This is a genomic window from Arthrobacter sp. 2MCAF15 (assembly GCF_052115605.1).
Classification (GTDB): domain Bacteria; phylum Actinomycetota; class Actinomycetes; order Actinomycetales; family Micrococcaceae; genus Arthrobacter.
In genome coordinates, this window is the sequence record NZ_JBFRGZ010000005.1 from 88,304 (window position 1) to 102,337 (window position 14,034).

A 14,034-nucleotide genomic window follows, 5' to 3' on the forward strand; every position below is an offset into this window, starting at 1 on the left:
GGCAACGGCGAGCAGCAAGCGAATACAGGGAAGCAACCGCGGCGACTAAACTTGGGCGGGTGGACGACACTCTGCCCCCGTGCCCCGAATGCTCCAGCGAATACACCTATGAGATGGGGGCGCTCCTGGTCTGCCCGGAGTGCGCGCACGAATGGTCGGCATCCGCGGAGACTGACAAAGACTCCGTCGCCGACGCCCCGGAGGCAGGGGCAGACGCCGACCCCGTTATTAAGGATGCCGTTGGAAACGTCCTCGCCGACGGCGACACCGTCACCGTGGTCAAGGACTTGAAAATCAAGGGCAGCTCCACGGTCATCAAGGTTGGCACCAAGGTTCGCGGCATCCGGCTGGTCAACGGCGTGGGCGACCACGACATCGACTGCAAGGTCGATGGCGTGGGCCCCATGCAGCTCAAGTCCAGCGTCGTCAAAAAGATCTGACCGGGGCCCTGACGTTGACTGCGGAACCGGTGCGGCTGGCCGACGTCGTGGTGGTTGGCGCCGGCCAGGCAGGACTGTCGGCGGCCTACCACCTGCAGCGCCGCGGCTTCGTCGCCGTCGGCACTATACGGCCGGGCGCAGCAGGGCAGCCGGCAGCAGGGGACCGGCCCGCGGGGACGTACATCGTGCTCGACGCCGAGGACGGCCCCGGCGGGGCCTGGCGCCACCGCTGGAAGAGCCTGCTCATGGCCACGGTGAACGGCATCAGCGACCTCCCGGGAATCCCGCAGCCCGCCGTGGACCCCGCCGAGGCCAGCTCCAGTTTCCTCACCCGTTATTTCGGCGGATATGAACACGATCTTGGCCTCGCGATTCAGCGGCCCGTGAAAGTACGGTCGGTGAGCCGGGAGGACGGGAATCCCGCCGGGCGGTTGAACGTCAAAACGTCCGACGGCGGCTGGTCGGCCCGCGCCGTGATCAACGCGACCGGCACCTGGACCCGGCCGTTCTGGCCCATCTATCCGGGCCAGGCCAGCTTCCGCGGCCGGCAGCTGCACGTCGCCGACTACGTCTCCGCCGAGGAATTCCGTGGCCTGCATGTCATAGTGGTCGGCGGCGGGATCTCGGCCGTCGGGCTGCTCGACGAAATCTCCCAGGTCACCAGCACCTCCTGGTTCACCCGCCGGGAACCGGTCTGGCGCGAGGCTGCCTTCGACCGGCAGGCGGGCCACGACGCCGTCGCCCTTGTCGAGGACCGGGTGCGCCAGGGCCTCCCGCCGCATAGCGTCGTCTCGGTCACGGGGCTTGTCTGGACCCCAGCCCTGCGCGCCGCCGCGGCGCGCGGCGTCCTGGACCGGCACCCCATGTTCACCGCGATCGAGCCCGACGGCGTCCGGTTGGCCGACGGCAGCTTCCTTCCAGCCGGGGCAATCCTGTGGGCCACGGGATTCCGGGCCGAACTCGAACACCTCGCCCCGTTGCACCTGCGCGGACCCGGCGGCGGCATCGCGATGGAAGGCACGCAGGTCGCGGCCGAGCCGCGGGTCCACCTGGTCGGCTACGGACCCTCATCCTCCACCATCGGCGCCAACCGTGCCGGCCGGGCCGCCGTCGCGGGGATCGTCGCGCTGCTGGCCGGTCCGGGATAACGTAGGAAAGCGTAAAACGCAGCACTGCAACACCGCTGAGTCCGGCCACCCGGCCTCCTCGGCCCAGAACCAAGCCCGAACAGAACGGCGGCACAACGCGCGTGGCGGACACCAGCTTCGATTCCCTCTTTGCCCGGCTGAGAAGATTCCCGGATGTCGAGGCCGCCAACCTGCAGGCCTGGGACGCCACCGACCGGCTCCTGCTCGAGACCGCCCTTGAGATGCGCTCGGCCGGCCCGCTCCGGCCCGGCGGACGGCTCGCAGTGGTGGGGGACCGGTACGGCGCCCTGACGCTCGGAGCACTCATGCTGGGGGCCGGGACGCTCGGGGCGCAGGCCGTCCGGGTCCACCAGGACCTCATCACCGGTGAACGGGCGCTGCGGGCCAACGCCGAGGCCCTGGCCATCGACACGGGCTATGAAAACCTCCCGCTGGGCGCCGGCCTGCTGGCGGGGGCCTCCCTGGTACTGCTCCAGTTGCCCCGCTCCCTGGCGGAACTGGAGGAAATCGCCGACGCCGTGGCCCGCTACGCGGCGCCCGACGTCGTCGTGCTGGCGGGCGGACGCGTCAAACACATGAGCCTGGGCATGAACGCCGTGCTGGCGCGCTACTTCGAGGACGTCCAGCCGCAACTGGCCCGGCAGAAATCACGGCTCCTGCTGGCCCGGCGCCCCAAGCAGGTCCCGACCGAACCTCCCTTCCCGGTCACGGAGGTCAATGAGGAACTGGGGCTCGCAGTCTGCGCCCGGGGCGCCGTCTTCGCCGGCACCGGGCTGGACATCGGGACCCGGTTCCTGCTCGACTTCCTGCCCCGGATGCCGCACGCCACCCATGCCGTGGACCTGGGCTGCGGCACCGGAATCCTCGCCGCGACGTACGCCCGCGCCAACCCCGGCGCCCGCGTCACCGCCACCGACCGGTYCGCGGCCGCCGTCGACTCGGCCCTCGCCACGGCCCGCGCAAACGGCCTGGACAGCCGGATCGGGGTGCTCCAGGACGACGCCATGAGCTCCCTGCCGGAGGCCAGCGTGGACCTGATCCTGCTCAACCCGCCCTTCCATCTGGAGGCGGCCGTCCACTCCGGCGCCGGGATCAAGCTGATCGAAGCCGCCGGCAGGGTGCTTGCCCCCGGCGGTGAACTCTGGACCGTGTTCAACAGCCACCTGCACTACCGGCCGGCACTCGAACGCCTGATCGGGCCCACGCACGAGGCCGGCAGGAATCCGAAATTCACCGTGACAACCAGCACCCGGCGGCCATAAAAGGTGAAACATAATGTCTGTAAAGCACAAGTGTGGGCGCACGCCTGCACGTAACGTACGATTCTGACAACTGCTGTGCGTGGCCAAAGACGTTTAGAGGTATCAGTGACCGAGTTCCGGCAACCCTCGCCGAGGCGAGGGACCAACCTACCGAAGATGGGTGATTTCAACCTCACCGTCATCCTGGACGCCATCCGCCGCACCCCGGGCGGCCTGAGCCGCGTGGAGCTCGCCCAGATCGTCGGACTTTCCCCGCAGACCATCTCCAACATTTCCCGCCGCCTGCTGGACCAGCGCCTGATCGTCGAGGCAGGCAAGGAAGGCACCGGCCCGGGCAAACCACGGACCATGCTCCGGCTGAACCCGGCGGGGATGTATGCGGTAGGCGTCCACCTGGACCCCGCTGTACTGACGTTTGTCCTGCTGGACCTGCTCGGCGCCGTCGTCAGGCACTCGCGGATCTCCACTCCGCCCGGTACCGACCCGCGCGCGGTCATCGACACCATCGCGGCCGAAATCAAGAGGCTCATCTCGGACTCCGGGGTGGACCCGGAACGGATCGCCGGGCTGGGGGTGGCGTCGCCGGGTCCCATCGACCTGAACGAGGGCGCCGTCGTGGACCCGCCGCTCCTGCCGGGGTGGGACCATGTGGGGCTCCGGGACGCCCTCGCGGAGGCCACGGGCCTGTCCACCCTGATGGACAAGGACGTGACCAGCGCAGCCGTGGCCGAAACCTGGGCCGGCGGCCCCAGCGGCGAGGGCAGCTTTGTCTTCATGTACATGGGGACCGGGATCGGCTGCGGGATCGTTCTCAATGACGAAGTGGTCCGCGGGACTTCGGGCAACGCCGGGGAAATCGGGCACATCATCGTGGACCCCGGCGGCGCCCTCTGTGACTGCGGTCAGCACGGCTGCGTGAAGTCCTCCGCCATTCCGCAGGTCCTCGTGGCGCAGGCCGAGGCGGCCGGGGTCCTGGACGGTTCGCTCCAGGACAGGAGCGCACCGGCGGTCCAGGAGCGCTTCGCCGAGCTGTGCGCGATCGCCGAAGCCGGCAACGATGAGGCCAGGGAAATCATTCGCCGCTCCGCCGTGCTCGTTGCCCGTGCGGTCTCGGCCGTCACCAATGCCCTGGACGTGGACCGTGTGGTGTTCGGGGGCCCGTTCTGGACGTGCCTGTCAGAGGCCTACCTCGAGCTGATCCCTGCCCTGGTGGACGCGAACAGTGCCACGCGGAAGATCCATGGAATCGAAGTGGTGGGCACAGGCGTGGGCGAGGACGTGGGCGCCGTTGGTGCGGCCTGCCTGGTGCTCGAACACACGCTGGCGCCGAAGTCGCAGCGGCTGCTCCTGGGTGACTAGGCGGGGGACTAGGCGGGACCGGTAGGACCAGCCGGCGTCAGTCGATGTCCTCAACCACCGTCCCGTACGGGATGGTGTCATCCAGATGCGCCTGGTGGCCATGGGGAAGCACGAGGATCCGGACCCCGTGCAGCTGGTCCGCGGCCGACTGCATGAGGATGGGCCGGACTGTGTTGATGAAACTCTCGCTCTTGCCGGCGAGGTATTCCTGATAGCTGGCTGGAAGCTGGATCATTGCAACAGGATAGCCCTGACCGGGGGCGATGGGGAGAGCAGCCGGCGCCGGCCGAAAAAGGCCCCGCCGGGCGAACATTATTCTGCCGGGCATCGCAAACGTCCGTAAAGGTGCGTCTTAATTCGGGGACGGACTTGAAGGGCGCCGCGGCCGGGCCTTAGAGTTCTAAACAAGTTACCTCAGTAACGTGTCAGCGATCCTCCGCTGAAGGTCGCCCTGGAAAATTTCACGGGCGGTCCAGGAGGGTGTGGGTGCCCCCATGTGGGCCTGACATTTGCTCACGGACAACTTCGCTTTTCGGGCGTACCAGTCGCGGCTGCGCCCTGTTGAAGTTCCCTCCGTGTTCCCCAACTCAATTCACTGACGGCAGTGTTTCCGTTTCTGTTCCCGGTCATCCGGGTCCCGGTCACCTGAGATCAGTGTTCACAGCCAAGGACGCAAATGTCACCACCAAGTCTTATCGATACCCATCCCAATCTTGCCGGCGCGGCCCCTGTTGCGCTGTCCTATGAGCTGTTCCCGCCGCGGTCGCCCGCGGCCGCGGAATCCCTCTGGACCACCATCGGCGAACTCGAAGCCACCGACCCGGACTATGTGTCCGTGACCTACGGGTCCAACGGTTCCAACCGCAGCACCGCCGTCGACCTCATCAACCGGCTCGTGCAGGAAACGACGCTGCGGCCCCTGGCCCACCTGACCTGCGTCGGGAACTCCCCGGAGGAACTGGCGGAGATCATCGGTGAACTGCTCGACGTCGGCGTCCGCGGCATCCTCGCCCTGCGTGGCGACCTGCCCAAGGACGGCGCAACCCCGCCGCCGGGATCGCTCCGGTACGCCCAGGACCTGATCGAACTTATCCGCCGCGTGGAACAGCGCCGCTCGGCACTTTTGTGCGCCGGCCGGGTCGCGGTCGGCGTCGCCGCCTACCCGACCCGGCACCCGGAATCACCGAGTGAGGCGCACGACGTCGAGGTCCTGCTGGCCAAGCAGCGCTCCGGCGCCGACTTCGCCATCACCCAGGTCTTCTTCCACACCGAGCAGTACGCGGATCTCCTGACCCGGGCGCGCCGTGCCGGGGTCACCATCCCGATCATTCCCGGGGTCATGCCGCTGACCAGCCTCCGGCGGCTCGCGCGGCTCGGCCAATTGACCGGCGTGGAACCGGCACCGGAACTCATCGAACGCCTCGGGGCCGCCGATACCGACGCCGAGCGGACCCGGATCGGCGTGAGCGCCACGGTTGATCTCGCCAACGCGGCCCTGGATGCCGGGGCGCCCGGCATCCACCTGTACACGTTCAATGAGCACGCCGCCGCCCTGGACGTGCTGGACAAACTTGCTTTGCCCCGCCCGCGCAGCGGCAACAAGAACAGCGGCAACCGGCACAGCGGCAACCGGCAGGGCGCCGGCCGCATCAGCGCTTCCCGGCCTGCCGCCGGCGCCCAGCTCGCCAGCTGAGCACCCCCACCTTCGTCATCTGTCAACGACAACTCAAGGACTCCCCATGACTGAACAGCTCACCACCCCCTTCCCGTCCGCCTCGATCCTGGGCTACCCCCGCATCGGCCGCCGCCGCGAACTCAAGAAGGCCGTCGAGGCCTACTGGGCCGGCAAGATCGATGCCGCCGCCCTGGACGCCGCCGCCAAGGAAATCCAGCTCGGCACCGCCAAGCGCCTGCAGGGCCTGGGCCTGACCGAGGCCGCGGCCGTCCCCGGCACCTTCTCCTACTACGACCAGGTGCTCGACGCCGCCGCCCACCTCGGCGCCGTGCCGGCCCGCTTCGGGAACCTCCTCAACGCCCAGGGCCAGCTGGACATCGACGGCTACTTCACCCTGGCCCGCGGCAACAAGGACCAGCAGCCGCTGGAAATGACCAAGTGGTTCGACACCAACTACCACTACCTCGTCCCTGAGATCGGCCCGGAGACCAACTTCGCGCTGACCTCCAACCGGATCGTCGAGGAATTCGCGTACGCCCTCGCCAACGGCGTGGAGACCCGCCCGTACATCGTCGGCCCGGTCACCTTCCTCCTGCTGAGCAAGGCCTCCGACGACGCCCCCGCCGGCTTCAGCCCGCTGTCCCGCCTCGAGGACATCCTCCCGGTCTACACCGCACTGCTTCAGAAGCTCGCCGCCGCCGGCGCCAGCTGGGTCCAGCTCGACGAGCCCGCCCTCGTGGTGGACCAGGACACCCCGGCCGTGGAAATCCAGGCCGCCGTCGCCCGCTCCTACGAGGCCCTCGCCGCCGCGGCCCAGCGCCCGCAGCTGTTCGTCTCCACCCCGTACGGCGCGCTCAACGGCCAGCTCGGCACCCTCGCCGCCACCGGCATCGACGCCCTGCACCTGGACGTCTTCAAGGGCGAGGTCCCCTCCGCCGCCGCCCTGGCCGCGCTGGGCAACAAGACCCTCGTCGCCGGCGTCGTGGACGGCCACAACATCTGGCGCAACGACCTCGCCGCCTCCGCCGCCAAGATCGCCGAACTGCAGAAGTCGGTGGCCAAGCTGGCCATCAGCACCTCGACCTCCACCCAGCACGTCCCGCACGACGTCGACGAGGAAGTCCAGCTCTCCGAGCAGCTGCGCAGCTGGCTCGCGTTCGCCGACCAGAAGGCCGTTGAGGTTGTCACCCTCGCCGGCCTGCTGACCGATCCGGCAGCCGTCCAGCCGGCCATCGACGAAGCTGCCCGCGTCATCGCCTCCCGCGCCGAGGCCGAGGGCGTCCGCCGCGGCGACGTCCGGGCCCGCACCGCAGCCCTGACCGACGCCGACTTCAACCGCTCCGCCTACGCGGTCCGCGAGGCGGCCCAGGAGAAGGCCCTGCACCTGCCGCCGCTGCCCACCACCACCATCGGGTCCTTCCCGCAGACCTCGGAAATCCGCACCGCCCGGGCCCGCGCCAACCGCGGCGACCTCACCACGGAGCAGTACGAGCAGCTCATGAAGGATGAGATCAAGCGCGTCGTAGACCTCCAGGAAGAGCTCGGCTTCGACGTCCTGGTCCACGGCGAGCCCGAGCGCAACGACATGGTCCAGTACTTCGCCGAGAACCTCGAAGGCTTCGACGTCACCGTGCACGGCTGGGTCCAGTCCTACGGCTCGCGCTGCACCCGCCCGTCCATCCTGTGGGGCGATGTCACCCGCAGCGCCCCGATCACGGTGGAGTGGGCCAAGTACGCGCAGTCCCTGACCAACAAGCCGATGAAGGGCATGCTCACCGGCCCGGTCACCATCCTCGCCTGGTCCTTCGTCCGCGATGACCAGCCGCTCGGCGAGACCGCCAACCAGGTGGCTCTGGCCCTCCGCGACGAGATCGCGGACCTCGAAGCGGCCGGCATCAAGGTCATCCAGGTCGACGAGCCCGCCCTGCGCGAGCTCCTGCCGCTGCGCAAGGCCGACCAAGCCGCCTACCTGGACTGGTCCGTGAAGTCCTTCCGCCTCTCCACCGCCGGCGCCGCGGACGCCACCCAGGTCCACACGCACCTGTGCTACTCCGAGTTCGGCGCCATCATCGACGCGATCGACGGCCTCGACGCCGACGTCACCTCGATCGAGGCGGCCCGCTCCCGCATGGAGGTTGTCCACGACCTCGAGTCCCACGGCTTCGGCCGCGGCGTGGGTCCGGGCGTCTACGACATCCACTCGCCCCGTGTCCCGGGCGAGCAGGAAGTCACCGAGCTGCTCAGCACCGCCGTCAAGCACGTCCCGTCCCGCCAGCTCTGGGTCAACCCGGACTGCGGCCTGAAGACCCGCGGCTACGCCGAGACCGAAGAGTCCCTGCGCAACCTGGTCACGGCCACCAGGACGGTCCGCGCCGAACTGCTGGCAGCCGCCAAGTAGCACCCAGCTGAACTAACCCGCTTCACCCCGTACGACGCCGGCCGGTCACCTCGCAAGGTGGCCGGCCGGCGTCGTACATTCTTAGTCATCGGTTGCTAAGCAGGTGCCGTTTTGAGCGCTCAAAAGGGCAGCTGTGGAGCAATCGATGGATTCCGAGTCAGGACTCCCAGAGGATTTCGTCGTCCACGACGCCGTCCTCATCCGCGGAAGCGACGAGGACCTCGTCGGTGAAGTGCTGGCCCAGCGTGAAGTCGAGGACGAAATAGCGTTCCGGCTGGCCGGGGTAGATGCCCACATGGCCCAGTTTGAGCGCCTTGAGGAAGACCTCGTCGGTCAGCTGGCTCTTGTTCTCAACGCCGAAGACCTTCTTGAGGTGTTCTTCCTTGATCGCGTTGCAATGGAAGTGGCGGTACTCCTGCGGGCTGGTGCCTTCCTGGTCCAGTTCCTCGGCGATCATTTCGCGGACCTGGTCCACGAGCTCGGGCAGGAAGCGCAAGCGGTAGTCAACTTTATGCATAGCGGCTTCGTCGAAGTGGTCATGCGCGTTGACGTTCAGGTCAAGCTCCACGGTCTGTCCCGCCAGCTCATGCGTGGCGGTCAGATTATGGTCCCTTCCGTGGTTGAGCTCGACCTCGCCGAAGTGCTTGCTCGCTACCTTGTTCATACCTTCAACATAGTCCTGAAAACCGGACCATTCCAGCGTTGGAAAGGTTTTATCCGCTTCCAGACCGGCCAGGTGCGGTGTGACTGTACATTGATCGGATGCAGCATGTAACCTCACCCGTTCTCCGTGCCCGGGCCGTGTTCGACGCCGGGTCCACCCGTCCGCTGGCCTGGCGGCTGGATCGATTGCGCGGCCTGCGGCGCATGCTTGCGGAACAGCAGGCGGCCCTCGCTGACGCCCTGGCGCTTGACCTCGGCAAGCACCGCACCGAGGCGCAACTGGCTGAGATCGGGTTTGTCGACGCCGAGGCGGCCCACATGGAGCGGCACCTCGAAGAGTGGCTGCGCCCCCGCCGCGTGCCGGTGCCGCTCACGGTGCAGCCGGCCCGGGCCTGGACAGAGCTCACACCGCTGGGCGTCGTGCTGGTGATCGGGCCGTGGAACTACCCGGTGCAGCTGCTGCTCGCCCCGCTGGCCGGTGCCCTGGCCGCCGGGAACACCGTGGTGCTCAAGCCAAGCGAACACGCCCCGGCCACCTCGGCCGCGCTGGCCCGGTGGATTCCCGAGTACCTCCCCGGCGCCGCCGAAGTGGTTGAGGGCGGAATCCCGGAGACTTCGGCGCTGCTGGCCGAACGCTTCGACCACATCTTCTTCACCGGGGGAGATGCCGCGGCCAAGGTGGTGATGCGCGCCGCGGCCGAGCACCTGACTCCTGTGACGCTGGAGCTTGGCGGCAAGTCCCCGGCCTACGTTGATGCGTCCGCGGACCTGGCCGCGGCGGCCAAGCGGATCGCCTGGGGCCGGTTCATGAACGCCGGGCAAACCTGCGTCGCCCCGGACTACGTCCTGGCCCAGGAGGAAGTCCTGGAGCCGCTGCAGGCCGGACTGATCAAGGCCGTCGCAGCACTCTTCGGACCGGATCCGGCGGCGAGCCCCTCCTACGGCCGGATTGTCGATGACCGCCACTTCGCCCGGATCGCTGCGCTGGCGGACGGGAGCACGGTGGTGCACGGCGGGCAGCGCGACGCCGCCAGCCGCTACTTTGCGCCGACCCTGCTCCGTCCGGCGCCCGGCGACGCCGTCATGGCCGAAGAAATCTTCGGGCCGCTGCTGCCGCTGGTGCCGGTGGCCGGGCTCGAGGAGGCAATCGCGTACGTCAACGGCCGTGCCAAACCGCTGGCCCTGTACGTCTTCAGCAAGGATCAGCAGACGCGCCGGGCCTTCGCCGACCGGACCTCCTCCGGGGCCTTATGCTTCGACGTTCCAGCGGCCCACCTGTCCGTCCCGGGCCTTCCCTTCGGCGGGGTCGGCGGCAGCGGCCTGGGCGCCTACCACGGGGAGCATTCGGTGCGTACGTTTTCGCATGAGCGTTCCACCCTGGACAAACCGTTGTGGCCGGACACGCTGGAACTGATCTACCCGCCGTACACCAGGACCAGGCACCGGCTCATCAGCACCCTGATCGCGCCCGTCGGAAAGCGGCTCCGACCCTAGCCGGCCTCCGGACCGTCCCACTCGACGTGGACCCAGCGCTGCCCCTCGTTGTCAAAGGACTCGGAATGGCCCAGCAGGGCGATGTCCTCGAAKCTCGATTCGATACCCTGGCGCTGCAGGGTGTCCCGGAGTTCCTCGGTGGCGGCCCGGACGGCCGCGGCCACGTCCTCCGGGGTGTCGGCGGAGACGGGACGGGACGCTGAATAGGTTTTGCTCATGGACCCCATCCTTGTGGATCGGCCCCGCCAAGGGAACCCCCGCCGTCGTCGTCCGGCTCAGCCCTTCCGCCTCAGTCCTTCCGCCTCAGTCCTTCCGTGTTGTCCCGAGCTTGTGCATCGTTTCGGCCAGCAGCTCCACGAACAGCTGGACCTGGGCGGTCCGCTTCTCGTTGAGCAGCAGGGCGAAGACGTTCCGGGCCAGCCGGATCTCCGGCACATCCAGGACCACCACGCCGGCCGGCCGGTGCCGCAGCGCGAGCTCGGGAACCAGGGCGGCGCCGAGCCCCGCGGCCGCCATCTCCAGGCTGGCGTGGAAGTCATCGCTGTACGCCACCACACGGGGGTGCAGATTGCAGCTCGCGAAGAGACGCTCGATCACCGTGGCGTCGGAGGTGCCCGGATGGTGCAGGATCCAGGGCATGTCCGAGAGATGTGAGGCCGCCACCTTGGATTCGGTGCCGATGCCCCAGGCCGCCGGAAGCACCACCCGGAAGTCGTCGTCGCCGATCCACTGCCGGTCCACCGTGTGCGGCCAGGCGAGGCCGGACTGGCCCACCTGGTACACCAGGGCGACGTCGAGTTCCCCGCCGGTCCGCAGCCCCTGGATGGTCTGGGCCGGTTCCGCGACCGAGACCCGCAGGTCGATGCCGAGCTTCTTCCAGGCCGGGTTCTGCAGGATCGGCGGGAGCACATAGGTGGCCAGGCTCGGGAAAATGCCCAGCCGCAGCTCCTGGCTGGGGCTCTCCTGCGCCCGCGACGCGGCAGCCATGAGCGTCTCGATATCGGTGAGCACCTTGGCGGCGTGCCGGGTCATGACGACGGCGGCTTCCGTCGGCTGGATGCTGCGCGCGGCCCGCTGGAACAACGTGACGCCGGTGTCGCGCTCCAGCGCCGACATTTGCTGGGAGACGGCCGAGGCCGTGTAGCCGAGCCGGGCGGCGGCGGCGGCAAACGATCCGAGCCGGATCACTTCCACGAGGGTCCGCAGATGGACGGGGTTGATCAAGGGCTGCCCTTCGCCTGGTAGCGGGTCCGCGGAGGCGGGACCGGAATTCCCGCTTCATTCTATCCGGCACCACCCGCCGGGCCGCCGAAGCCAAAAGATTGCCAAAGTCAGACACATCCGGCCGCGCGGCGGCGACGAATTGTCCATAAGAGGTTTCGGACCAGGGATCATTTCGGGCTAAACAACAGGAGCAGACCAGTGTCGCAAGCAGCAGGGATTCCGGCAGGCCGGCGGGTCGCCGTCATCGGCAGCGGCGTGGCGGGGCTGACGGCCGCGTACGTGCTGAATGGGCAGGACCGGGTGACCCTCTTCGAGGCGGACTCGCGGCTCGGCGGACACGCCCACACCCACGATGTCCCGCAGCAGGACGGGCCCACCCTGGGCGTGGACACCGGCTTCATCGTCCACAACGAGCGGACCTACCCCACGCTCCTGCGCCTGTTCGCCGAGCTCGGCGTCCAGACCCAGGACTCAGAAATGAGCATGTCCGTCCGCTGCGACGGCTGCGGCCTGGAATACGCCGGCGCCCGGCCCAAGGCGAGCGGCATCATTCCCCGCCCGTCCACCCTGCTGCGCGGCCGCTACCTGCGGATGCTGCTGGAAATCACCCGGTTCCACCGCCGGGCCCGCGCGCTGCTGGCGGAACGCCCCAGCGGCACGGAAGCAGGCACCGACACCGAACTCACCCTGGGGGAGTTCCTGGCCCGGGAGAAGTTCAGCGGCTACTTCGTCTCGCACTTCATGACCCCCGTGGTCAGCGCCGTCTGGTCCTGCGACCCCACCACCGCGCTGGCCTATCCGGCCCGCTACCTCTTCACGTTCCTGGGCCACCACGGCCTGCTCGGCGTCAAAGGCTCCCCGCAGTGGCGGACGGTCACCGGCGGCTCGCGCAGCTACGTCGACAAAGTCGCGGCGACCCTGCCGGACATCAGGCTCGCCAGCCCTGTCACCGCCGTGCACCGGCACGCCGACGGCGTCGAGGTCACCTCCGCGCCGGGCAGCGGAACCGTGCGCGAGAAATTTGACGCCGTCGTCATCGCCACCCACCCGGCCCAGGCCCTGGGCATGCTGACCGACGCCACGGCCGCCGAGAGCGACGCCCTTCGTGGCATGCCGTACTCGGTGAACCAGACCGTCTTCCACCGCGACCAGGCTGTGCTGCCGGAGAGCCCCAACGCCCAGGCCTCCTGGAACTACCGACTGCCCTCCTGCGACGCCCGGCCGGACAAGGTCCTGGTCAGCTACGACATGACCCGGCTGCAGCGCCTGGAACCGGTGGACGGCGGCCGCTACATCGTCAGCCTCGGCGAATCCGAGCTGATCGATGATGCCACGGTCCTGGACCGGATGGTTTATGAGCACCCGCAGTACACCCCGGACTCGCTCAAGGCCCAGGAACAGATCCTGCGGCTCGGCGACGATCGGCTGGCCTTCGCCGGCGCCTACCACGGCTGGGGATTCCATGAGGACGGCGCCCTGTCCGGCCTCAAGGCAGCCGCCAGGCTGGGCCGGGACTGGGACCAGCTGCCGGTCAACATCGGCACTGTTGCCGTGGACCCGGACCTCCAGCCGGCCGCTGTTCAATTCAGCACAGCGGAGGCGCCATGAGTGCCCAGGACTCCAGCCACCGCACCGCGATCTACCGCACCGCCATTTCGCACGTGCGGCGCACCCCGCTGCGCAACGCCTTCACCTACCGCAGCTACAGCTGGTACGTCGACGTCGACCACCTACCGCAGCTGCCGCGCGTGCTCCGGCCGCTGGCCGGCTTCCGGGTGGAGGACCACCTCGGCGACCCGGACGGCACCCTGCGCGGCAACGTCGAACGCTACCTCGCCACCCGGGGGATCGGTCCCGACCAGGGGACCGGGCTCGACGGCGGCCGCATCACGATGCTCGCCAGCGCCCGGGTCTTCGGCCATGTGTTCAACCCGCTGAGCGTGTTCTGGTGCCATGACGGCGCCGGCGCGCTCCGCTGCGTCGTCGTCGAGGTCCACAACACCTACGGGGAGCGGCACTGCTACCTCCTCGAAACCGACGGAGCAGGCCGGGCGAGCGTCCCGAAAGCCTTCTACGTCTCGCCTTTCAACGACGTCGACGGCGAATACCGGATGAAGCTGCCCGCACCGGGCGAACGGCTCGCCGTCTCGATCGTCCTGGAACGGGAGGGCCACCAGCCCTTCATCGCCACCATGGACGGCATCCGCCGCGACGCCACCGTGCGGAACATCCTGTCCGCGGCGCTCGCCGTTCCACTGGCCCCGCTGCGCGTCGCGGCGCAGATCCGCTGGCAGGGCATCAGACTGTGGGCGCGCCGCCTTCCGATCATCAAGAAACCACACCACCCTTCACAGGAGGCAGTTCAGTGACA

The 14,034-nt window shown here is 68.7% G+C and carries 13 protein-coding genes; 9 read left to right on the top strand and 4 right to left on the bottom strand.

What is annotated here, in order from left to right:
- The first annotated feature begins 59 nt into the window (after positions 1 to 59).
- From AB4089_RS08060 to AB4089_RS08075, 4 genes are all read left to right on the top strand, one after another.
- Complete coding sequence (locus AB4089_RS08060; RefSeq protein WP_441408765.1) at positions 60 to 440, top strand: zinc ribbon domain-containing protein YjdM; 381 nt, start codon at positions 60 to 62, stop codon at positions 438 to 440.
- A 14-nt stretch (positions 441 to 454) separates the two neighbouring features.
- Complete coding sequence (locus tag AB4089_RS08065; RefSeq protein ID WP_441408766.1) at positions 455 to 1,588, top strand: NAD(P)-binding domain-containing protein; 1,134 nt, start codon at positions 455 to 457, stop codon at positions 1,586 to 1,588.
- A 101-nt stretch (positions 1,589 to 1,689) separates the two neighbouring features.
- Entirely contained in the window at positions 1,690 to 2,850 is a 1,161-nt protein-coding gene (locus tag AB4089_RS08070) for a class I SAM-dependent methyltransferase (RefSeq protein ID WP_441408767.1), read from the top strand.
- A gap of 156 nt (positions 2,851 to 3,006) precedes the next feature.
- Complete coding sequence (locus AB4089_RS08075; RefSeq protein WP_441408768.1) at positions 3,007 to 4,209, top strand: ROK family transcriptional regulator; 1,203 nt, start codon at positions 3,007 to 3,009, stop codon at positions 4,207 to 4,209.
- 37 nt (positions 4,210 to 4,246) lie between these two features.
- Here the strand turns inward: AB4089_RS08075 and AB4089_RS08080 are convergent, their stop codons facing one another.
- Positions 4,247 to 4,444: a hypothetical protein gene (locus AB4089_RS08080; protein WP_441408769.1), complete on the bottom strand. Its 198-nt coding sequence runs from the start codon at positions 4,442 to 4,444 to the stop codon at positions 4,247 to 4,249.
- Between the two features lie 441 nt (positions 4,445 to 4,885).
- Between AB4089_RS08080 and AB4089_RS08085 the strand changes: the two genes are divergently transcribed.
- Entirely contained in the window at positions 4,886 to 5,902 is a 1,017-nt protein-coding gene (locus tag AB4089_RS08085) for a methylenetetrahydrofolate reductase (RefSeq protein WP_441408770.1), read from the top strand.
- A gap of 46 nt (positions 5,903 to 5,948) precedes the next feature.
- Positions 5,949 to 8,282 carry a 5-methyltetrahydropteroyltriglutamate--homocysteine S-methyltransferase gene (gene metE, locus AB4089_RS08090; protein WP_441408771.1) on the top strand — a complete coding sequence of 778 codons (2,334 nt, stop codon included), beginning with the start codon at positions 5,949 to 5,951 and terminating at the stop codon, positions 8,280 to 8,282.
- 157 nt (positions 8,283 to 8,439) lie between these two features.
- Here the strand turns inward: metE and AB4089_RS08095 are convergent, their stop codons facing one another.
- A complete protein-coding gene (locus tag AB4089_RS08095; protein WP_441408772.1) occupies positions 8,440 to 8,946 on the bottom strand; it encodes a DUF2004 domain-containing protein in 507 nt (168 codons plus the stop codon).
- Between the two features lie 98 nt (positions 8,947 to 9,044).
- On the opposite strand from AB4089_RS08095, the gene AB4089_RS08100 reads away from it, so the two are divergent.
- Complete coding sequence (locus AB4089_RS08100; protein WP_441408773.1) at positions 9,045 to 10,439, top strand: aldehyde dehydrogenase family protein; 1,395 nt, start codon at positions 9,045 to 9,047, stop codon at positions 10,437 to 10,439.
- Here AB4089_RS08100 and AB4089_RS08105 read toward each other — a convergent pair.
- Entirely contained in the window at positions 10,436 to 10,657 is a 222-nt protein-coding gene (locus AB4089_RS08105) for a hypothetical protein (RefSeq protein WP_441408774.1), read from the bottom strand. The genes AB4089_RS08100 and AB4089_RS08105 overlap by 4 nt on opposite strands.
- Before the next feature lie 85 nt (positions 10,658 to 10,742).
- A complete protein-coding gene (locus AB4089_RS08110) occupies positions 10,743 to 11,663 on the bottom strand; it encodes a LysR family transcriptional regulator (RefSeq protein ID WP_441408775.1) in 921 nt (306 codons plus the stop codon).
- Positions 11,664 to 11,861: 198 nt separating this feature from the next.
- On the opposite strand from AB4089_RS08110, the gene AB4089_RS08115 reads away from it, so the two are divergent.
- Positions 11,862 to 13,271, top strand: coding sequence for an NAD(P)/FAD-dependent oxidoreductase (locus AB4089_RS08115; protein ID WP_441408776.1), 1,410 nt, complete (start codon positions 11,862 to 11,864; stop codon positions 13,269 to 13,271).
- Positions 13,268 to 14,032 (top strand): DUF1365 domain-containing protein, encoded by a 765-nt coding sequence (locus AB4089_RS08120; protein ID WP_441408777.1) that lies wholly within the window; start codon positions 13,268 to 13,270, stop codon positions 14,030 to 14,032. The genes AB4089_RS08115 and AB4089_RS08120 overlap by 4 nt, the downstream gene beginning before the upstream one ends.
- Positions 14,033 to 14,034: the final 2 nt, after the last annotated feature.